15 protein-coding genes are annotated in these 20,485 nt (G+C 62.2%); 10 read left to right on the top strand and 5 right to left on the bottom strand.

The window, feature by feature from the left end; all coding sequences use genetic code 11:
- Positions 1-6: 6 nt before the first annotated feature.
- Both ACIROY_RS19955 and ACIROY_RS19950 read left to right on the top strand, forming a co-directional pair.
- Positions 7-1,266: an efflux RND transporter periplasmic adaptor subunit gene (locus ACIROY_RS19955; RefSeq protein ID WP_402343581.1), complete on the top strand. Its 1,260-nt coding sequence runs from the start codon at positions 7-9 to the stop codon at positions 1,264-1,266.
- Positions 1,266-2,702, top strand: coding sequence for an efflux transporter outer membrane subunit (locus tag ACIROY_RS19950; RefSeq protein WP_402279169.1), 1,437 nt, complete (start codon positions 1,266-1,268; stop codon positions 2,700-2,702). Before ACIROY_RS19955 ends, ACIROY_RS19950 begins: the two co-directional genes overlap by 1 nt.
- 96 nt (positions 2,703-2,798) lie before the next feature.
- On the opposite strand, the gene ACIROY_RS19945 is transcribed toward ACIROY_RS19950, so the two are convergent.
- Positions 2,799-3,041 (bottom strand): hypothetical protein, encoded by a 243-nt coding sequence (locus ACIROY_RS19945; protein WP_402343578.1) that lies wholly within the window; start codon positions 3,039-3,041, stop codon positions 2,799-2,801.
- Between ACIROY_RS19945 and ACIROY_RS19940 the strand changes: the two genes are divergently transcribed.
- Complete coding sequence (locus ACIROY_RS19940; protein WP_402343575.1) at positions 3,040-5,364, top strand: catecholate siderophore receptor Fiu; 2,325 nt, start codon at positions 3,040-3,042, stop codon at positions 5,362-5,364. The two genes, ACIROY_RS19945 and ACIROY_RS19940, sit on opposite strands and share 2 nt — an antisense overlap.
- A 122-nt stretch (positions 5,365-5,486) precedes the next feature.
- Positions 5,487-6,167 (top strand): Fe2+-dependent dioxygenase, encoded by a 681-nt coding sequence (locus ACIROY_RS19935; RefSeq protein ID WP_402279004.1) that lies wholly within the window; start codon positions 5,487-5,489, stop codon positions 6,165-6,167.
- Positions 6,168-6,236: 69 nt separating this feature from the next.
- Here ACIROY_RS19935 and ACIROY_RS19930 read toward each other — a convergent pair whose 3' ends face one another.
- The 3 genes from ACIROY_RS19930 to ACIROY_RS19920 are packed head-to-tail and all read right to left on the bottom strand — an operon-like array spanning position 6,237 to position 10,549.
- Complete coding sequence (locus tag ACIROY_RS19930) at positions 6,237-7,775, bottom strand: DHA2 family efflux MFS transporter permease subunit (protein ID WP_402279006.1); 1,539 nt, start codon at positions 7,773-7,775, stop codon at positions 6,237-6,239.
- A gap of 13 nt (positions 7,776-7,788) precedes the next feature.
- On the bottom strand, positions 7,789-9,003 hold the full coding sequence (locus ACIROY_RS19925) for an HlyD family efflux transporter periplasmic adaptor subunit (RefSeq protein ID WP_402343572.1): 1,215 nt from the start codon (positions 9,001-9,003) through the stop codon (positions 7,789-7,791).
- A gap of 58 nt (positions 9,004-9,061) precedes the next feature.
- Complete coding sequence (locus ACIROY_RS19920) at positions 9,062-10,549, bottom strand: efflux transporter outer membrane subunit (RefSeq protein WP_402343569.1); 1,488 nt, start codon at positions 10,547-10,549, stop codon at positions 9,062-9,064.
- A gap of 206 nt (positions 10,550-10,755) precedes the next feature.
- Between ACIROY_RS19920 and ACIROY_RS19915 the strand changes: the two genes are divergently transcribed.
- Positions 10,756-11,364, top strand: coding sequence for a TetR/AcrR family transcriptional regulator (locus ACIROY_RS19915; protein WP_402279012.1), 609 nt, complete (start codon positions 10,756-10,758; stop codon positions 11,362-11,364).
- 44 nt (positions 11,365-11,408) lie between these two features.
- On the opposite strand, the gene ACIROY_RS19910 is transcribed toward ACIROY_RS19915, so the two are convergent.
- Entirely contained in the window at positions 11,409-11,645 is a 237-nt protein-coding gene (locus tag ACIROY_RS19910; protein WP_402343566.1) for a hypothetical protein, read from the bottom strand.
- Between ACIROY_RS19910 and ACIROY_RS19905 the strand changes: the two genes are divergently transcribed.
- The 5 genes from ACIROY_RS19905 (at position 11,646) to ACIROY_RS19885 (ending at position 20,412) form a co-directional block, all read left to right on the top strand.
- Positions 11,646-13,196: a methyl-accepting chemotaxis protein gene (locus ACIROY_RS19905; RefSeq protein WP_402279015.1), complete on the top strand. Its 1,551-nt coding sequence runs from the start codon at positions 11,646-11,648 to the stop codon at positions 13,194-13,196.
- 610 nt (positions 13,197-13,806) lie between these two features.
- Positions 13,807-16,074, top strand: a complete 2,268-nt coding sequence (locus ACIROY_RS19900) for a putative bifunctional diguanylate cyclase/phosphodiesterase (protein ID WP_402279016.1) — start codon at positions 13,807-13,809, stop codon at positions 16,072-16,074.
- Positions 16,075-16,167: 93 nt separating this feature from the next.
- Positions 16,168-17,106, top strand: a complete 939-nt coding sequence (locus tag ACIROY_RS19895) for a dihydrodipicolinate synthase family protein (protein ID WP_402279018.1) — start codon at positions 16,168-16,170, stop codon at positions 17,104-17,106.
- A 354-nt stretch (positions 17,107-17,460) separates the two neighbouring features.
- Complete coding sequence (locus ACIROY_RS19890; RefSeq protein WP_402343563.1) at positions 17,461-18,597, top strand: patatin-like phospholipase family protein; 1,137 nt, start codon at positions 17,461-17,463, stop codon at positions 18,595-18,597.
- Between the two features lie 153 nt (positions 18,598-18,750).
- Positions 18,751-20,412 (top strand): methyl-accepting chemotaxis protein, encoded by a 1,662-nt coding sequence (locus tag ACIROY_RS19885; RefSeq protein ID WP_402279022.1) that lies wholly within the window; start codon positions 18,751-18,753, stop codon positions 20,410-20,412.
- The last annotated feature ends 73 nt before the right edge of the window (positions 20,413-20,485 follow it).

The following is a 20,485-nucleotide window of genomic DNA, read 5'->3' as shown; positions in this document are numbered from 1 at the left end:
GAAGCAATGTCGCAAGAACGTCATTCCCAACTCGGCATCCATCCCCTCGACCCGGGCGAGGCTGGAGAGCTGTTGAAGCGCCGGCAGATCGTGCGCCGCACCCGCATCATCGTCATTGTCATCCTGGTGCTGCTGGCCGTCGGCGCTGCGCGCACCGTGATCAGCCGCGTGTTCAACGCGCGCGAACTGCAAGCCGGCACCACCGAGCGCGCCAAGCAATACGTCAAGACCGCCGTCGCCAAGAGCAGCGACGCGACCCAGACGCTGTCGTTGCCCGGCACCTTGCAAGGCTATGTACAGTCGCCGATCTCGGCGCGCGCCGGCGGCTACCTGAAACGCTGGCACAAGGACATCGGCGCCCGCGTCGAAAAGGGCGAGCTGCTGGCTGAACTCGACACGCCGGAAATCGACCAGCAACTGTCGCAGGCCATCGCCGCGCGCCAGCAGGCCGCCTCCAGCCTTGAACTGGCCAAGAGCACGGTCGACCGCTGGGAAGCCCTGCGCAAGAAGGATGCGGTTTCGCAACAGGAACTCGAGGAACGCCGCAGCGGTTATTCGCAAGCGCGCTCCAACCTCGCCGCCGCTGACGCCAACGTCGAGCGCCTGCGCCAGGTGGAAGGCTTCAAGCGCATTGTCGCGCCGTTCGCCGGCGTCATTACACGCCGCAACGTCGACGTCGGCGACCTGGTTGATCCGGGCGCAGGCGGCGGCGCCGCACGCGCGCTGTTCCTGCTGTCGCAGACCGATCCGCTGCGCGTCTACATCAACGTGCCGCAGTCGTATTCCAACCTGATCAAGCAGGGTCAGAAAGTGGTCGTCACGCAAGCCGAATTGCGCGGTCAGAAGTTCGACGGCAAGGTGGCGCGCACCGCCGCCTCGATCGACACCACTACGCGCACCATGCAGGTCGAGGTGTCCCTGCCCAATCCGGACGGTGCGCTGATGCCGGGTGCATTCGTGCAGGTGGCCCTGCCGCTCAAGCCGAGCGGCGCGCTGGTGGTATCCACCGATGTCCTGCTGTTTCGCCGCGACGGCGCGATGGTGGCGTCGGTCGACGCCGGCAACAAGATCCGTCTCAAGCGCGTGCAGCTCGGTCGCAATTTCGGCCAGACCGTGGAAGTGCTGGAAGGCATCAACGGCGATGAGCGCCTGATCCTCAATCCGTCGGACTCCGTGGCCGAAGGCGATGAAGTGTCGGTCGCCGCTGAAACTGCCGCACCGAAGGACAAGGAAGGCAAGCCCGCTGCGGAAAAGGCCAAGTCGTGATGCTGCGCCTGCGCTCGATTGTTATTGCCGCGGGTATCGCTGCTGCGCTGGCCGGTTGCGCCGTCGGTCCCGACTATCGCAAGCCTGACGTCGACATGCCGGTGACCTGGCAGCTCGATGCGCCATGGCGGCAAAGCACGCCCGCCGATGAGCAGGCCAAGGGACCGTGGTGGGAACGCTTCGGCGATGCCAAGCTGAACGCCTTGCAACAGCAGGCGATCGACGGCAACCAGACCCTCGCCATCGCTGCCGCGCGTCTGACGCAGGCACGCGCGTCGGCCAACGTGGCCTCCGCCGGCATGTATCCGCAGGTCGGTGTCAGCACGCGCGCGTCGCGCCTGCGCATCGCCGGCAATCGTCCGCTGACCAATTACAACTCGCCCAACTTCGCTACGGTGCAGAACGATTTTGCGCTGGGCCTGAACGTCAACTATGAAGTCGACCTGGCCGGTCGCGTGCAGCGCAACGTCGAAGGCGCACGCGCCTCGTCGCAACAATCGGCCGCCGATTTCGAGAATACCCGGCTGCTGCTGAGCGCGGATCTCGCCGGCAACTATTTCAACCTGCGCGAACTGGACGTCGAACTCGACGTGCTGTCGCGCTCGATTGCATTGCAACGCAAGGCGCTGGAACTGGCGACTTCACGCCATGACCTGGGCGCCACGTCGGGTCTCGACGTCGCGCAGCAGCAGGCCTTGCTGGACACCACACTGACCCAGGTCGACGTACTGCGCAAATCGCGCGCGCAATTCGAGCATGCCATCGCCACGCTGGTCGGCACGCCGGCGCCGCTGTTTTCGCTGGCGCCGGAACTGGTGCCGATGACACCGCCGGCAGTGCCGCTGGGCGTGCCCTCGGACTTGCTGGAGCGTCGTCCCGACATCGCCTCGGCCGAACGCGCGATGGCCGCCGCCAATGCACAGATTGGCGTGGCCAAGGCGGCATTCTATCCGAGCATCATGCTGGCGCCGTCGTACGGCGTCGACAGCCGCAACATCGACACCTTGTTCAACGCGCCCAGCGTGGTGTGGTCGCTCGGCGTGTCGCTGGCGCAGACCCTGTTCGACGGCGGCCGCATCAGCGCCAACGTCGACTTCGCCAAGGGCGGCTATGCAGCATCGGTGGCTTCCTATCGGCGCGTGGTGCTGACCGCGATGCAGGAAGTGGAAGACGGCATCACCGGCGTCGCCGCGCTGGACCGCGCCTACACGCAAGCGCAGGCGGCCATCGTCAGCGCGCGCCGCGTGCTTGATCTCGCAAATAGCCGTTATGAAGGTGGCGTGTCGACTTACCTCGACGTGATCTCGGCGCAGCAGTCGCTTCTCAACAGCGAACGCCAGGCGGCGCAATTGTTGGGACAGCGCATGCTGACTTCGGTGTTCCTGATCAAGGCCTTGGGCGGCGACTGGCCCGACGCCGGGATCGTGCTCAAATAGGGCAGTCAGGCTGACTACCGGGACCGGCCCTGTGCCGGTTCCGGTTGGCCCGCCTTCGGGGACGCAACGTCAAGATGTGTCTCAAATTTGTAACAGTTAATTCAAATAATAACGATTATCAATTAGAATTGCTGCTAACCAACAGCGTTGCACCGTCCATCTCGTGGTCGTTTTTGAGAAACCACGAACGGGCACTCCGGTTTTATTCTTCCGCTGGCGCGCCTGTGTGGCGACGGCATCGATCTGTCGGTAAGCAAATAAAATAATTCCTCCCGCCGCCAGCCAGTTCTGAATTTCAGATGTAAGCCAGCCGAAACTTTTACCAAGAGTTCCGTTCATGGCCTACATAAAAAATCGCAAACATGCGCAGCCGCGCTTCAATACCCGGATGACGGCGGCGATCGCCGGCGCGCTGCTGCTGCCGGCTGCCGCTCACGCCCAGCAATCGCAATTGCCCAGTGTCGAAGTGACCGCGACGCAGGACGGCGGCTACAAGGCGGAGCGTGCTTCGTCCGCCAAATATACCCAGCCGCTGGTCGATACGCCGCAAACCTTGCAAGTCATCAAGCGCCAGCTGATCGACCAGCAAAACGCCACCACACTGACTGAAGCATTGCGCAACAGCCCCGGCGTGAGCACCTTCTATCTCGGCGAGAACGGCTCCACCAGCACCGGCGACGCCATCTACATGCGCGGGTTCGACGCTTCCGGCGCCATCTTCGTCGACAGCGTGCGCGACCTCGGGTCGGTCTCGCGCGACATGTTCAACATTCAGCAGGTGGAAGTCCTCAAGGGACCGGCCGGCACCGACAACGGCCGCGGCTCGCCGACCGGATCGATCAACCTGGTCACCAAGCAGGCGGAATTGAACGACTCGTTCGGCGCCTCGGCCACGTACGGCAGTTGGGGACAGAAGCGCGCCACCGCCGACTGGAACAAGCTGCTCAACGCCGACAACGGCACCGCCCTGCGCCTGAACCTGATGAAGCAGGACAGCGGCGTGCCGGGTCGGCACGAAGTCAACAACGATCACAGCGGTATTGCGGCTTCGCTGGCCAACGGCCTCGGCACCGGCACTCGTATCTTCCTGGACTACCTGCACATGGAGCAGAACGACGTGCCCGACGGCGGCGTCCCGACGATCGGCCTGCCGGGCTATCGGAGCCCGCAAACGGCCGCTGCCGGCGCCACCCCGGCCATCCCGCCGCGTGCATACGTGACCAGTGCCCCCAGGGTAAATTCGTCGAACTTCTATGGCCTCACCAGCGACTACAACGACGTCTCCACGGACCGGGTGACCTTGCGCGTCGAGCATGACTTCTCACCGGACCTGAAGCTGCAGAACACCACGCGTTACGGCAGGACCCACCAGAACTACCTGCTCACGTCCTTCATGGGAAGCGCCGCCAACCTGGTGACGCCGAATCCGGCGGATCGGTCGACCTGGACCATCGCCCGTTCGAATCCGACCATCAAGGACCAGACCAACACCATCCTGACCAACCAGACTTACCTCACCGCCAACTTGCAGACAGGCGCCATCAAGCACACGCTGATGGGCGGAGTTGAGTTCACGCAGGAGAAGCAGGACAACGTCGGCTACGACACGAGCGGGAGCTTGCCTGCCGCCAATTTGTACAATCCGAATCCCAATGCCGGGCGCGGGACCTGGACGATGACGCCGAATTCCGGCTTGAATTCGTCCGGCAAAACCAGCACGGTCTCGGCTTACCTTTTCGATACCCTCAAGTTCAACGATCGCTGGTCGGTCAATGGCGGGGTGCGTGTCGACCACTACGATACCGACTCCGCCAGCGGCTACAAGTGCGTCACCTCCGGACGCGGCACGCTCTGTCCGACCGGTGTGGCGGCGGGAACGCTGTTCCGCCAGAATTTCAGCACCAACGGCAACTTGTTCAACTGGAAGCTGGCCGGCATCTACAAGCCGACCGAGAACAGCAGCGTCTATGCGCTGTATGCGACGTCGCAGTTGCCGCCGGGCGGCAACAGCTTCGCCTTGAGCGCTACCGCCAACAGCGCCGATAATCCGAACTTCGCGCCGCAAAAAACCAAGACCGCGGAAATCGGCACCAAGTGGGATGTGCTGAACAAGAAGCTGGCATTGACCGCGGCCCTGTATCGCACCGAGGTCAACAACGAGGTGGAGCTGGACGCGACGTCCGGCCAGTACTTCCAGACCGGGAAAAAGACCGTGCAGGGCATCGAGCTGGGTGTGACCGGCGAAGTAACGCCCAATCTGTCGCTGACCGCGGGCTATACCTACATGAATACCAAGGTCAACAGCGGCGCGGTGGTGACCGCCAACGGCGAAAACAACCTGGCCTACACGCCCAAGCAAGCCTTCACTTCGTGGGCGACCTACAAGCTGCCGCAAGGCTTCACCATCGGCGGCGGCGCGCGTTACGTGAGTTCGCTGCTGCGCGGCAGCGACGACGTCCTGAGCGGCACACCGCAGTATGCCGATTCCTACTGGGTGTTCGACGGCATGGCCGGCTACGTGGTCAACAAGAACCTCGACCTGCAGTTGAATCTGTACAATATTTTCAACAAGGACTACGTGGCTGCGATCAACAAGAGCGGCTATCGCTATACCCCGGGCACGCCGCGCGCTGTGACGCTGACCGCCAACCTCAAGTTCTGACGCGGTGCCGAACCGGCGCCTGCCGCCGGTTCGCGCGCGTGGTCCATAATGGGCGACTGTCGCGGCAAGAACACGAAACACGGCCCCTCCCGCACGGAGGGGTTTTTCATTGGAGAGCAATCATGATGCTGCATATTCCGGAAGTGTTGACGGCAGCCGAGGTAGCGTTCATCCGGCAGCAGCTGGCGGACGCCGACTGGGTCGACGGCAAGGCGACGGTCGGCGAGCAGGGCGCGAAGGTCAAGCGCAATCGCCAGCTGCCGGAGTTTTCACCGCTCAGCGTCAAGCTCGGCGAGATCGTCCTGGCGGCGTTGAAGAAGAGTCCGCTGTTCTTTGCCGCTGCGCTGCCGAAGACCACCATACCGCCCTTGTTCAACAGTTACGAAGGCGGCGAACATTACGGGCTGCACGTGGACGGTTCGGTGCGTGCCGTACCGGGAACCTCGCTGAGCATACGCACCGATTTGTCATCGACCTTGTTCCTGTCGGAACCGGACGAATACGAAGGCGGCGAGCTGGTGGTCGTCGATACCTACGGCACCCATGAAGTCAAGTTGCCGGCTGGCGATCTGATCCTGTATCCATCCACCAGCCTGCACCGCGTGGAGCCGGTCACCGGCGGCGCCCGCGTGTGCTCCTTCTTCTGGACGCAAAGCATGGTGCGCGACGACTGGCAGCGCAGCATGCTGTTCGAGCTGGACCAGAACATCTCCAGCCTGCGCGCGAAGATCGGCGACACCGAAGAAGTCCTCGGCCTGACCGGCCACTATCACAACCTGCTGCGGCAGTGGGCCGAAGTGTAGGGAACACCGCAAAGGAAAAAAGGGATGCCGTTTGATCGCGGCATCCCTTTTTTTTTCCGGCGGGCTGCTTCAGTGCGCCGCAGTCGTATCCGCCACCCGCGTCGGCTTCGGCGCAAACCACACCGCCGCGGCCGCCAGGCCGAACGAGATCGCCGCCATCATGAAGATGTGATTGGTCGACAGCATGATGCTCTGCGACTGCAGCATCTGCTCCATGTTGGCGCGCGCCTGGTCGAGCGACATGCCGGCCTGCGTCAGCGTGTTGCTGACGTCGCCGAACTGATCGACCAGGCCGGCCAGTTCCGCATGGTAGTAGATCGACTTGTTCTCCCAGCTGGTGTTGACCAGCGAGGTGGCGATCGCACCCGACATGGTGCGGCAGAAACTCATCAGGCCGGCCGCCGAGGCGGTCTCCGATTCCTCCACGCTGCTCAGCGCCAGGCCGGTCAGCGGCACGAAGAACAGCGGCAGCCCGATGCCCAGCATCAGCAGCGGCCAGCCGATCTGGAAGTTGCTCATGTCGGTGGTGTTGAAGCTGCGGAACAGCGTCACCGCCCCCAGCCACATCACGCCGATGAACACCAGCTTGCGCGGATCGACCTTGGTCGACAGCTTCGCCACGAACGGCGCCGTCAGCACCGCCAGGATGCCGGTCAGCGCGGTGGTCTCGCCCGAGTGCGTCGCGGTGTAGCCCATGTAGCCCTGAAGCCATAAGGGCGTGAGCACGGTGGCGCCGAAGAACGCGCCGAACGCCAGGCAGATCGTGGTGACGCTGGCGGTGTAGCCGCGGTGGCGGAACACGCGCAGGTCGACAATCGGATTGCGTTCGGTCAGTTCCCAGATCATGAAGGCGATGAAGCCGGCCGCCGCGATCAGCGCCAGCACCACGATTTCGGTGGAGGCGAACCAATCCTTTTCCTTGCCTTCGTCGAGCATGAACTGCAGCGCCGCCACCCAGATCACCATGAGGATCAACCCGATCTTGTCGATCGGCAGTTTCAGCAGCGGCGACTCGTAGCGCTTGAGCATCTTCCAGCCCATGTAGCCGCACAGCAGCGCCACCGGCACGTTGATGAAGAAGATGTACGGCCAGCTGTACTGGTCGCACAGTACGCCCCCGAGGATCGGGCCGGCGATCGGCGCGATCAGCGTGGTCATGGCCCACAGGCCGACCGCGGCGGGCGCTTTCTCCTTGGGGAAAATGCGCAGCAGCAGGGTTTGCGAGAGCGGCATCAGCGGACCGCCGGCCAGGCCTTGCAGCACGCGGAAGGCGATCAGCATGCCCAGCGAATTGGCCATGCCGCACAGCGCCGAGAACACGCCGAACAGAATCATCGAAGTGATGAACACGCGCACCGTGCCGAAGCGGTTGGCCAGCCAGCCGGTCAGCGGCACCGTGATCGCCTCGGCCACCGCATACGAGGTAATGACGTAGGTGCCCTGGCTCGACGAGGCGCCCAGCGCACCGGAGATGGTCGATACGGACACGTTGGCGATGGTGGTGTCGAGCACCGCAATGAAGTTGGCCGCCGCCAGCAGCAGGCCGGCGCCGACCAGCTGCGCCCCCTCCAGCGGCTTCAATGATGCATCGGAAAAATGGGATGACATAGTTGCCGCCTGATTACAGAGTCGGGGACTTTGCAGCGGATGAATTCATCGCCGTGTTTTCGGCACCGCTGCCACTCTTGCCGCGCGTGTCGATCGAGACGTCCATCGACAAGCCCACGCTCAGCGGTTTCTCGGCCAGTTCCTTGCGGTCGATCGAGATGCGCACCGGCAGGCGTTGCACCACCTTGATCCAGTTGCCGGTGGCGTTTTGCGCCGGGATCACAGCGAACGCGGAGCCGGTGCCGCCGGCCACGCCGACCACGGTGCCGTGATATTCAACCGCGCTGCCGTAGATGTCGGCCTTCATCGTCACCGGCTGGCCCAGGTGCACTTGCGACAACTGGCCTTCCTTGAAGTTGGCGTCGACGTGCATGGAGCGGGTCGGCACCACCGACAGCAAGGCGGTGCCGGCCTGGACGCGCTGGCCGACCTGCACCTGGCGGCGGGCGATCACGCCTTCGACCGGCGCGCGCAATACGGTGCGCTCCAGATCCAGCTTGGCCTGGTCGCGCTTGGCGCGCGCCAGCGTGACTTCCGGATTGGTGTCGACGGTGGTGTTGGCGGTCAGCACGGTGCTGGCCTTTTGCGCGCCAACGGTGGCATTGCGATTGGCGTCGGCCTGGATCCGACCGGCTTCGGCGGCCTTCAGGTTGGCCTGCATGGTCAGCACGGTGGTGCGCGCGTTAGTCAGTTCTTCACCCGAGACCGAACCGGATTTTTCCAGCGCTTCGCGGCGACGCAGGTCGAGTTCGGCGCGTTGCAGGTCAGCTTGCGCCGACAGCAGTTGCGCGGCGGAGCGTTTTTGTTCGGCTTCACGTGCCTGCACCTGCGCGACGAAACCGGTGTCGTTGGCGAAGTAACTTTGCACGCGGCGTTCGGCGCGACCCAGGTCGGCTTCGGCCTGCGCCAGCGCCAGTGTTGCGTCGCGGTTGTCGATCACGATCAGCACGTCGCCCTGGTGGACGTATTGGGTATCGACCACCTTGACTTCAGACACGATGCCGTTGACGGCCGGCGTGACCTGCGAGATTTCAACGGCGGTGTAAGCGTTGTCGGTGGTCACGTAGCGCGAACCGATGAAATACCAATAGGTGCCGTAGCCGATGGCGACCACGGCGACCACGCCGGCGAAAATGGTGAACAGCTTCTTGCGCTTGCCGGATGCGTTGCCGGTGGTGGAGTCAGTCGTGGAAATGGTTTGAATGGCTTGGGAGTCACTGTGCGACATGGCGTTTTCCTTCGTGGATATATTTGTCTGTAGGGAGTCGATGCTGTGCGGCGCGCGCTCAGCTGGCGTGCTGGTAGCCGCCGCCGAGTGCACGGACCATCGACACGTCGAGGGCGAACAGGCGCGAGCGCAAGGTCGACAATTCGCGCAGATTGGTCAGCAGCGTGTCTTGCGCGTTAAGCACATCGAGGTAATTGGTGAGGCCGCCTTCGTAGCGGTTGCGCACGATGCGGTAGGCATCCCGGGCGGCGTCCGCAGCCGCTTCGGTGCGGTTCAGGCGGCCGCTCAGCGCGCGCTCGCTGACGGCGACGTCGGCCACGTCCTGCAAGGCTTGCGTGACGGCGCTGTCGTAGTTGGCGACGGCTTCGTCATAGCTGGCGCTGGCCGAACGGAACTGGCCGCGCAGACGTCCGCCTTCAAAGATAGGTAGCGAAATCGCCGGTCCGAAACTGCCGATGCTGGAACCCGATTGCGTCAGCAGATTGGTACCCAGCGATTGGAAGCCGAAGTAGGCGCTCAGGTTGACGTTCGGATAGAACTGCGCGCGCGCCACTTTGATCTGTTTTGCGGCGGCTTCGGCGCGCAGGCGTGCGGCGACGATGTCGGGACGGCGGCCCAGCAGGTTGGCGGGCAACTCCTGCGGCAGGTTGAACGGCTTGCTCATGTCGATTACCGGACGCGCGAGTTGCAGGCCGCGATCCGGACCGGCGCCGGCCAGCGCGGCCAGCTTGTTGCGTTGCAGGGCGATCGATTCGTCAACGGCCAGCAGGTCGGCTTCGGCCATCGCACGCCGCGCCACCACTTGCTTGACGCTGCCTTCGGTTTCGAGGCCGTTGAGGCGGCGCTGCATGAATAAATTCTCGGTTTCCTGGCGCACCTGCAGTGCCGCCTGTGAGGTGTCGCGTTGGCTGAACAGGCGCTCCAGTTCGGCGTAAGCGGCGGCGATCGAGGTCGCCAGCGTGATGCGCGCCTGGGCTGCGTCGGCGCGTGCGGCTTCAAGTTCGGACGTGGCGGCCGCCAGTGCGGCGCGGTTCTTGCCCCAGAAATCGATTTCGTAGCTGAAGTCGAGCGTGACACGGGCTTCGTTGTTATAGCCGCGTGGCACGAAGTCGGGCGGCACGCCGTTGTTGTAGCTCTGCTTCATGTGATCGAGCGAGGCGTTGCCGGTGACTTGCGGCAACAGTGCCGCGCCTTGTTGCTGCGCCACGCCTTCGGCTTTCAGCAAGCGGGCGCGCGCCACCGCCATCGACGGCGCGCCGCGCAATGCTTCGCCCATCAGCGTGTTGAGCTGCTTGTCGCCGTAGGCAGTCCACCAGTTGTCGTCGGGCCAGGCGACAGCGCCTGCATCGACGGTGTTCAGCGATTGCGAAGACTGATAGGCATCGATGGCCTTGGGTTCGGCGCGCGGGCCGAGGTCAGAAAACTGCGCGCAGCCGGCCAGCGTCAAGGCGGCGACGGCCAGCGCCGACAGCGTTGCAAGGCGGGGCAGACCCGGCAGGCGAACTCGGGATGCTTCTTGATCCCCTGAAATAGATGGAACTTGCATGATCGAAATCCACTCATAAGTAAACTGTACAGTTCAGTATAGTATTGACTTTTAAAGAGCGTCAAGCAAAACTAGGGGAAAATGGGGCACGGAAAACGGCACAATGCGGCGTAAATGCTGCAAGCGCACAAAAAAGCAACATCCCCCGGGGAAAATCAGGCGAAGCCAGGCAAGCAAAGGTTTCGCCGCAATGGCAAAGACATCACATGCGCAAGAAGAGTGAAGAGCGGCGGCAATCGATCATCGATGTCGCGGCGGAAATATTTAACGAGATCGGATTCGATCGCGCCTCCATGGCGGAAATTTCGGCGCGCCTGGGCGGCTCGAAGGCGACGCTGTACAACTATTTTTCTTCCAAGGAAGAGATCTTTCTGCAGGTCATGAAGCAGCAGGCCGGCATGCAGTTCGAATCGCTGTTCGCCATTCTGATCCAGGACGACGGCAGCGCCGACATGCGCGACACGCTGCGCCTGTTTGCCAACAAATATCTGCATCTGATCCTGTCCCCGGAAGTGATCGCGGTGCGCCGTCTGCTGTATTACAACGCCGAACGTTCCGATCTCGGTTGCATGTATTACGAGAACGGACCCAAGCGCGGCTGGCAGGTGATTTCCGAATTCATGAAGCGGGCCATGGACCGCGGCGAGCTGCGCGAAGCTGACCCCTGGCTGACAGCGATCCAGTTCCGCGTGCTGGTCGAGGCGGAGTGGGCCGAGGGCCGCATCCTCGGCGTGATCACTTCGATGCCGCCGGCCAAGATCAAGGAGTCCGTCGAGCGCTCGCTGGATGCCTTCTTCCGCATCTACGGGGTCTGACCGCAACGCGTTCGCCGATGTCTTGTCACGACGTCATCATCCGATCACATTGCCATGTGAAAATGCTTCGCCGCCAATTCTGAATCGCTTCGCAGGCCAGCAACCACGGCCCTTACGAGCAGACTTCCCGCAAAAATGAACGGTAAACAACCGCCTTCTTCAGCGATGAAGAAGGCGCCCGCATGCGTACCATCGTGGGACGATGCCGTCATTGACGACGCCGTCTTTGCGCGTCCTTTCCGCTGCGCACCATTTTCACCATCTTCATCCGAGGCAATCACATGCGCTGGTTCTACAACCTTAAAATCGCAAAAAAGCTGGTCCTGTCATTTTTGGCCGTCATCATCCTCACCGCAGGACTTGGCGCTTTCTCGATCGTCGAACTGATCAGGGTCAACCGGGCCTCGAGCGACATCGCCACCAACTGGATGCCGAGCGTCAAGGTCGGCCTGCAACTGCAGGCGTCGATGGCGCGCTTCCGTATCTCGGAGTTGCAGCACATCCTGGCGACGGAAGAAAAAGATTACGACGACGCCGAAAAAGCCATGAAGACGCGCATGGAAATCATCCGAAAAGACCAGGCGTCGTACGAGCAGATGATCTCCGAACCGGAAGAGAAGGTGCTCTATCCGCAGTTCCAGCAAACCATGCAAAAGTATCTCGCCGAGAACAAGAAAATCATGGAGCTCTCGCGCGCCAACCAGAAGGATGAGGCGCGCCTGCAATTCAAGGGCGAATCGAACAAGCTGTTCCGTCAGGCGGTCGAGCAACTCGGTGGCCTGGTCAAGATCAACGACGACGGCACCGAGCGTTCCAACACGGATGCCGACCGTACTTTCAACGAAGCGCGCAACTGGATCCTCGGCCTGCTGATTGCGATTGTCGTGATCGCCATGGCGCTTGCGGTATGGGTCGCGCGCATCGTTTCGGTGCCGCTCAACAAGGCTGTCGATGTCGCCCAGCGCGTGGCCGAAGGCGACCTCGGTGCCGACATCCGTTCCGACAGCAAGGATGAAACCGGCCAGCTCATGCACTCGCTGAAGATGATGAACGACAGCTTGTTGCGCATCGTCGGCGAAGTGCGCATCGGCACCGACACCATCGCCACTGCATCGACCGAAATCGCCAGCGGCAACCTTGATCTGTCGAGTCGCACGGAACAACAGGCGGGCTCACTGGAAGAGACTGCATCAGCGATGGAAGAGCTTACCTCTACCGTGAAAGCGAATGCCGATAACGCCCGCCAGGCCAACCAGCTGGCCGTCTCCGCGTCCGAAGTCGCGCAACAGGGCGGCGCGGTGGTCGGGCAAGTGGTCGACACCATGGGCTCGATCAACGAGTCCTCCCGCAAGATCGTCGACATCATCAGCGTGATTGACGGCATCGCGTTCCAGACCAACATCCTGGCGCTGAACGCTGCGGTTGAAGCGGCGCGTGCGGGCGAGCAAGGCCGTGGTTTCGCGGTGGTGGCAAGTGAAGTACGCAGCCTCGCGCAACGTTCCGCAGCAGCAGCCAAGGAGATCAAGGTGCTGATCGACGACTCCGTGGAAAAGGTCGGCTCGGGCAGCAAGCTGGTCGAGCAAGCCGGTGCCACCATGGCGGAAGTGGTCGCCAGCGTGCGTCGCGTGACCGACATCGTCGCCGAGATCAGCGCGGCCAGCACCGAACAGAGCACCGGCATCGAAGAAGTCAACCGCGCCATTACCCAGATGGACGAAGTAACGCAGCAGAACGCCGCGCTGGTGGAACAGGCTGCTGCCGCCGCACAGTCGCTGCAGGAGCAGGCCGGCAAGCTGACGCAGGTGGTCAGCGTGTTCAAGCTCAGGCGCTGACGCTGAGATTGCGACAACAACGCGGGCCGGGAAGGAAGTGCCGCAGTTTCCCGGCCGGCAAGCCCTAAAAAGCCCGTGACGTCTGTTGCGGGCTTTTTTACGTGCAACGTTCGGACCCCGCGTAATCGCGCGTAATGTACCTGTCAGGAATGCGAGCCTACAATCAGCCACGCCATATCGCGCTCAGGCTGTGTATCCCCGTCAATGGTATACAGCGAGTGATTTTCGTCCCGATCGTCAATTACTTTCACGCCCCTCTATGCGAGTCGATAATGAGACAAGCGTATCGCCTCATGTGAATTCTCATTGCCGAATGGAAATTATTTGTGAGACTATGCGAAATCGGACTAGATTTTGTTAGTAACTAACGGGGTTTCAATCAGAGCGAATTTCCAACCGGGTTCGACCGGGCAAACCGATGACGCCGGCAACGCACGCACTACCCTTGCGCTGCTGCCGCCCGCGATCACGATGGCATGCCACTCCTCAGCCATTCGCCAAGGTAAGCGCAGCAGGAACCAGTGCCCGACGGCAGTAACGGGAGCCATGCGTCCGACGCACGTGCTTCCGCATGCTCCACATGACCACACCTACACAAAGAAAAAATACAATGTTCCAGTGGCTACTGCTTAAAGAAAACGCCTTGAGCGCGGCGGAAAACACGGTCTGGAAAGAGAGCGCGCTGCGTATCATTCTGGTGTCCGGCCTATTGCTGGAACTCGGCATCGGCCTGCTCAGCGCCATCGACGCGTTCAAGGTCGGCGCGTACTACATCATCGCCGTCGTGGTCGGATTCTTCATCGCGCTGATGCTGGGCGTGCTGGCATCGATACGGCGTCCCGTGATCGGCAGCGCGATCCTGATCGCGACGATTTATGCGGCTTCATTCTGCATGGTGTATTTCATTAATGACTCCGACATTGCCAAGTACGGCATCATGTTCGTCTACACGGCGCCGCTGATCGGCCGCATCTTCTTCGGTTCGCGCTTGGCGCTGGTGCTGATGACGATCAACGTCTTCCCGTTCATGCTGCTGCTGCGCAATGAGCCGCTGCCGGTCTACCCGGGACTCGCCGCGCCGCTGGCCAATGCGCACGCCTACATTCAGTCGCTGCTGTTCCTGTTCTTCAACATCTGCGTGCCGCTCGGTGTATTCCGCCTGTTGCACGCGCTGGACGCCTCGGTCCGCCGCCATCGCGCGGCCAGCAGTGAGCTCGAAAGCAGCCATGCGCAGTACCAGGAAATCTTTGAAAACGCCGGTGGCGCGATCGTGCTGTGCGATGTACAGGGGCGCATACTCAAGGCCAATACCTTGGCCGACAATCTGATTGGCCGCACACCTGAAAAATCAGCGCAAAAAGACCAGGATGAAAATCTGTTCGCGCTGCTCGAGCACAAATGTCGCAGCGCCGCCGAAAAGGCGGCCGACATCCTGGCGCTCAAGCGCGGCCAGGAATTTTCCGCCAAGGATGGCCGTCTCATCGCGATAGAAAATATCTCGACGACCTCCGAACAGCATTACATCGTGCTGCTGCGCGATATCTCGCAGCAGCGCCGCATCGAAGAAGCGCTCGACCGCAGCAAGGAGCGCGAAACCTTCCTCAGCAACCATGACCAGCTGACGCGATTGCCCAACCGCGACCTGCTGCAACGGCAACTCGAGGAGCTGATGGGCGCCATGTCGCCGCGTCGCCAGCTGGCGCTGGTGGTGATCCGTCTTGACAGCATCAAGTACGTCAACGACGCCCACGGCAGCGCTGCCGGCGATGCGCTGATCGTGGCCTTCGCCGATGCGCTGCGCCGGCTGCTGCCGGATGGCAGCCTGATCGCACGGCTGCGCAGCGTGGTGTTCTGCTTCACGGTCGAGACCAGTCACGCCAGTCGCGACGCCATCCCCCAGATCGAGCACATCCGGCGCAGCCTGCCGCTAGAATTGCTGGTCGGCGGCGAGCGTCATCCGGTGCAGGTGTCGATGGCAATGGCCTTCTCGCGGCCGGGCGAAACCGGCGGCGACGAGTTGATCCAACGCGGCAAACTGGCGTTGGATTCGGCACGCCGCTCCGGCACCCAGGACATCACCGTCTTCGACGACGAGGCAGCCGCGCTGATCCGGCGGCGCCTGAGTATCGAGCAGTCGATCGTGATGGCGCTGCGTGAAAACGAACTGCGCCTGGTCTATCAACCCAAGGTCACGCAGGACGGCGACATCGTCGGCCTCGAGGCGCTGATCCGCTGGCGCTCGCCGACGCTGGGCGACGTCTCGCCGGCCGAATTCATCCCGGTGGCGGAAGCCAGCGGCGCGATTCATTTCATCACCGCCTTCGTGGTCGACAAGGTGTGCGCGTATATCCGCCAGACACTGGACTCGGGCCGCCGCTGCCTGCCGATCGCCATCAATCTCTCGGCCATCGACATCGTGCGCGCCGATCTGCTCGACCTGGTCAACGCCGCGTGCCAGAAATACCGCGTCAGTTCCGATCACCTGGAGTTCGAAATCACCGAGACCGGGCTGGTCGGCAACGAGAACCTCGCCATCAGCCATCTGGAGGCGCTCAATGCCAAAGGTTACGGAATCACCATCGACGATTTCGGCACCGGTTACTCGTCTTTGCAGAAGCTCAGTCGCTTCCCGACGAAAAGTATTAAGATAGACCAGTCTTTTGTGGCGCAGATCGGTATCAGCGAGAAGAGTGAGCTGATTATCCGTGCAGTGGTGTCGCTGGCGAAGATTCTTTCCTGCACCACGGTCGCCGAAGGCGTCGAAACACTGGTGCAGGAAAAATTCCTCAAAGCGATCGGATGCCAGTTCTTCCAGGGCTTCTACTACTACCCACCGATGGAGTTCCAGCAGGTCAATCAATTGTTGAAAGGTCGTTAGCCTCAGCTGCGACCGCTTCCGTTTTGATGCCGCAAAAGCATGCACCCGAGCACCAGCAGGCGTAGCCCGCATCAAACTGAAGAGAGACAAACAATGAGCAAGAAAAAACCAGCGCCGACGCCTGTTTATCGCGGTGTCTTCCCGGTCGCACCGACCATTTTCGACGACCACGGCGACATCGACCTCGAAGGCCAGCGCCGCTGTATCGATTTCATGATCGACGCCGGCTCCGACGGCATCTGCATCCTGGCCAACTTCTCCGAGCAGTTTGCGCTCACCGACGACGAGCGCAATGCGCTCATCAGTACCGTGCTCGAGCACGTCGCCGGCCGCATCCCGGTGATCGTCACGACAACCCATTTCAGCTCGCGCATCTGCGCGCAGCGCAGCCGCAACGCGCAGGACGCGGGCGCCGCCATGGTCATGATCATGCCGCCGTACCACGGCGCCACCATCCGTGTCGGCGAGCGCGGCATCCAGGAATTCTTCCAGACAGTCTCGGACGCGATCGACATCCCCATCATGATCCAGGATGCGCCGGTCAGCGGCACCACGCTGTCGTCCACGCTGCTGGTCAAGATGGCGCAGGAGATCGCCAACGTCTCCTACTTCAAGATCGAAGTGCCGCAAGCCGCCAACAAGCTGCGTGAAATCATCGCCCTCGGCGGCGACGCCATCGTCGGTCCCTGGGACGGCGAAGAAGCCATCACGCTGATGGCCGACCTCGACGCCGGCGCGACCGGCGCGATGACCGGCGGCGGCTATCCGGACGGCATCCGCCGCATCCTCGATGCCTACGTCGCCGGCGACACCGAACTGGCCGCGCAGCACTATCAGCAATGGCTGCCGCTGATCAACTACGAAAACCGCCAGGGCGGCCTGGCCTCGTGCAAAGCCCTCATGAAGGAAGGCGGCATCATCAAGTCCGACGCCGTGCGCCATCCGCTGGCGGCAATGCATCCGGCCACGCGCGAAGGCCTGATCAAGATCGCGCGTCGTCTCGATCCGTTGGTGCTGCGCTGGGGTAAATAAGCACGCGGCAATCCACGCTGCTGTTGCGCTGCAATTTCCGGCCGCGTCTTTCGCAAGAAGGCGCGGCCGTTTCATTTGAACCATGACAGAGGCATGACATGTGAACGGCAGCGTGACAGAAGTTCTCCGTTATTACGTACATGTCAAATCGTCAATATCGTGCAAAGCCTTGTCGCGCCGACGATATCCATTCGTTGAATACCTGATATGCGTTAATTAAATCTCTCCAGTCCCTTCCGTCCAGTTTCTTTGCGGCTATATTTCCCTCAGACAGAAAATTTTGCAGTGCATCATTCCTTTTCCACAAAAGGGGCGCTGCTCCAAAAAACACAACGGGAAATCTGAGAGGCTCACATGACCAATCAGTACAGGGCGGGAAAAAAAGCATTGGTGATCGGTGGCGGCGCGCCGAATTCGACCTTGATCGCAGGCGCGCTGACGGCGTTCCTCGACGAGGGCATCGAGTTCGACGTGATCTCGGCGTCCGGCGCCGGCGTGCTGATGGGTTTGCTGTATCAGGCGCCGTTGGACTGCACGCCGCGCGAAGCGCTGGTGCGCTGGGCCGAGGTCGGCGTCGCCGACAGCATCTACAAGATGTTCCCGGTCAATTACAAGATTTTCAACAAGCCGGGCCAGGGGGCGCGCAGTTTCCGCGACCAGGTGCCGCCGCAGATGCCACAGATGCCGCCGCTGGCCGGCTTGCCGAACATGGCCGCAGCTTCGGGCATGCCGGCAAATCCTTTCCTCGACGTCTTCACGCAGCGCTTCGCCGAAGCCTCGGGCGCATGGAACGACTGGATGCACCTGATGCTGTCGGCGATGTCGCCGTCGGACCTGTCGTCCAAGAGCCTGGGCCTGTGTGCGCATCATCCCTTCCTCGAACAGGCGATCGACTTCGACGCCATCGCGCGCATGAAGCCGGAGTTCTACATCAACGCCTACAACATGAGCAAGGCCGAGATGCAGGTCTGGGACAAGGATGAGATCGCGCCGATCCATGTACGCGCCGCCTTGTCGTTCCCGTTCCTGTATCCGCCGACCGAGATCGACGGCGACGACTACATTGAAGGCGCCGCGCTCGACACGCTCAATTTCAATCCCCTGATGACCGGCGGACAGCACGACGACGTCGACACGCTGGTGGTGCTCGACATCCTCGGCGAGGACCGCCTGATCCGCAAGCCGCGCAATCTCTACGACGCCTGGGTGCGTTCCATCATCACGCCGCTGGTGAAGATTTCCAAGACCGAGATGCGCCTGTTCGAACTCGAACACAATACGCATCCGGACACCGGCGAACCGCTGCGCCGCCTGCTCAAGGTCGACCTCATGAGCGGCATCCCCGACGAGCACTGGCCGGAGGTGCTGGACTGGTCGGCGTCGAACATGCAGCTGTTGTTCGACGTCGGCTACCGCGCCGGCAAGGCGTTTTGCCACGAACACGGCGAATCGCTGCAGGACGCCTTTGAAGGCGCTCCGATGGCGGCGTAGGACCAGACAGGCAACACACAAAAATCCGCAACACCGCAGTCAATAACAGCAACACCGGAATCGCCAGCATCGCCTCCCACAGGAGGAGACAACGCCAGCACCGCAGCCCACGAAGCCGCGGATTCCATTCACTTTTTGAGAAATGACACGACCATGACGATCACCAAACGCCTTATTCTCACTCTCTCGGTGGCCTTGCTGGCGCTCCTGTTTGTCGGCGTCGACGGCCTCTGGCAGCTGCAGCGCGCGCAGCAACGCTTCGACACCGTACAGAACCGCATTATCCCGAGCATCAGCGGCCTCAATGCCGCCAAGGGCTTCCTCGCCGACACGCGCCTGGCCGGTTATCGCCTCTCCGTGTTCTCCAACCTGAGCGACAAGACCGCACTGGACAAAGCCGTGGCCGACGCCAACAAGGCCTTCGACGACGTTGTCGCCAAGTATGAAAAAGAACAGATTTTCGACGACACCGATCGCAAGATGCTGGAAGCCGACAAGGTCAACATGGAAGCCTATCGCAAGGCGCTGATCCCGTTCTTCGCCGCCGCGCATGCGGGCGACATGGACGGCGTGCGCGCCACACTGGTGGCCGGCAGCCCGTTGGCGCTGTCCGCCGCCGGCGTCAAGAAAGGCATCGACGATCACATCGCCTACAACGGCAAGCTGGTCGACAACGTGCGCGCCGAGAGCGTCGCCGCGTACGAGTTCGCGTTCAAGAGCATGGTCGCGGTCATCGTCGTGGCCTTCCTGTTGACCGGCACGCTGGCGCTGACCCTGTACCGCAACATCAGCGGCAGCCTGCGCAACATCCGCAACACGTTTGAAGAAGTCAGCGCCTCGCTCGACTTGTCGCAGCCGATGAAGGTCGATCGCATGGACGAGATCGGCCACGCCGCCACTGCCTTCAACAAGCTGCGCGCGCGCATCGTCGACGTCATCGGCACCGTGCGCACTTCAACCGACTCGGTCAGCGTCGCCGCCAAACAGATCGCCGTCGGCAACACCGACCTGTCGTCGCGCACCGAACAGCAAGCCGCTTCGCTGGAGGAAACTGCATCCAGCCTCGAGCAGCTGACCTCGGTGGTCAAGCAAAACACCGAGAACGCCAAGCAGGCCAACCAGCTGGCGCTGTCGGCGTCGACCATCGCCTCGCAAGGCGGCGACGTGGTGCGCCAGGTGGTCGACACGATGAACTCGATCAACGAATCCTCGCGCAAGATCGTCGACATCATCAGCGTGATTGACGGCATCGCCTTCCAGACCAACATCCTGGCGTTGAACGCGGCGGTCGAAGCGGCGCGCGCCGGCGAGCAGGGCCGCGGCTTTGCCGTGGTCGCCTCCGAAGTGCGCAGCCTGGCGCAGCGCTCGGCCGCCGCCGCCAAGGAAATCAAGACCCTGATCGACGACTCGGTCGACAAGGTCGGCTCCGGCAGCAAGCTGGTGCAGCAGGCCGGCACCACCATGAGCGATATCGTCACCAGCGTGCAGAAGGTCACCGACATCGTCGGCGAGATCGCCAGCGCTAGCGAAGAGCAAAGCAGCGGCATCAGTCAGGTCAACCAGGCCGTGTCGCAAATGGACGACGTCACGCAACAGAACGCCGCGCTGGTGGAAGAAGCCGCCGCCGCCGCGCAGGCTCTGCAGGATCAGGCCGAGACGCTGGAGCAGGTGGTCAGCGTGTTCAAGCTCGACGCCGCGCGTCTGGTGACGACCGCCGCCTCGCAATCGGCCAAGCGCGCCATCGACATCACGCCGCCGGCCGTGCGCCTGGTGTCGCCTGCACCGCGTCGCCTGGAACATGGCGTCGATGCCTGAGCGTGATTAAAAAGTCGTCGTAAAAAAGGCCGCACTGCTGTGCGGCCTTTTTGTTTGGCGCGGATTTTTGCGG

This window comes from Herbaspirillum sp. NPDC101396 (assembly GCF_044767365.1).
Classification (GTDB): domain Bacteria; phylum Pseudomonadota; class Gammaproteobacteria; order Burkholderiales; family Burkholderiaceae_D; genus Herbaspirillum.
Note: the sequence above shows the minus strand (reverse complement) of the source record. Positions and strands in the feature narration are given on the sequence as shown.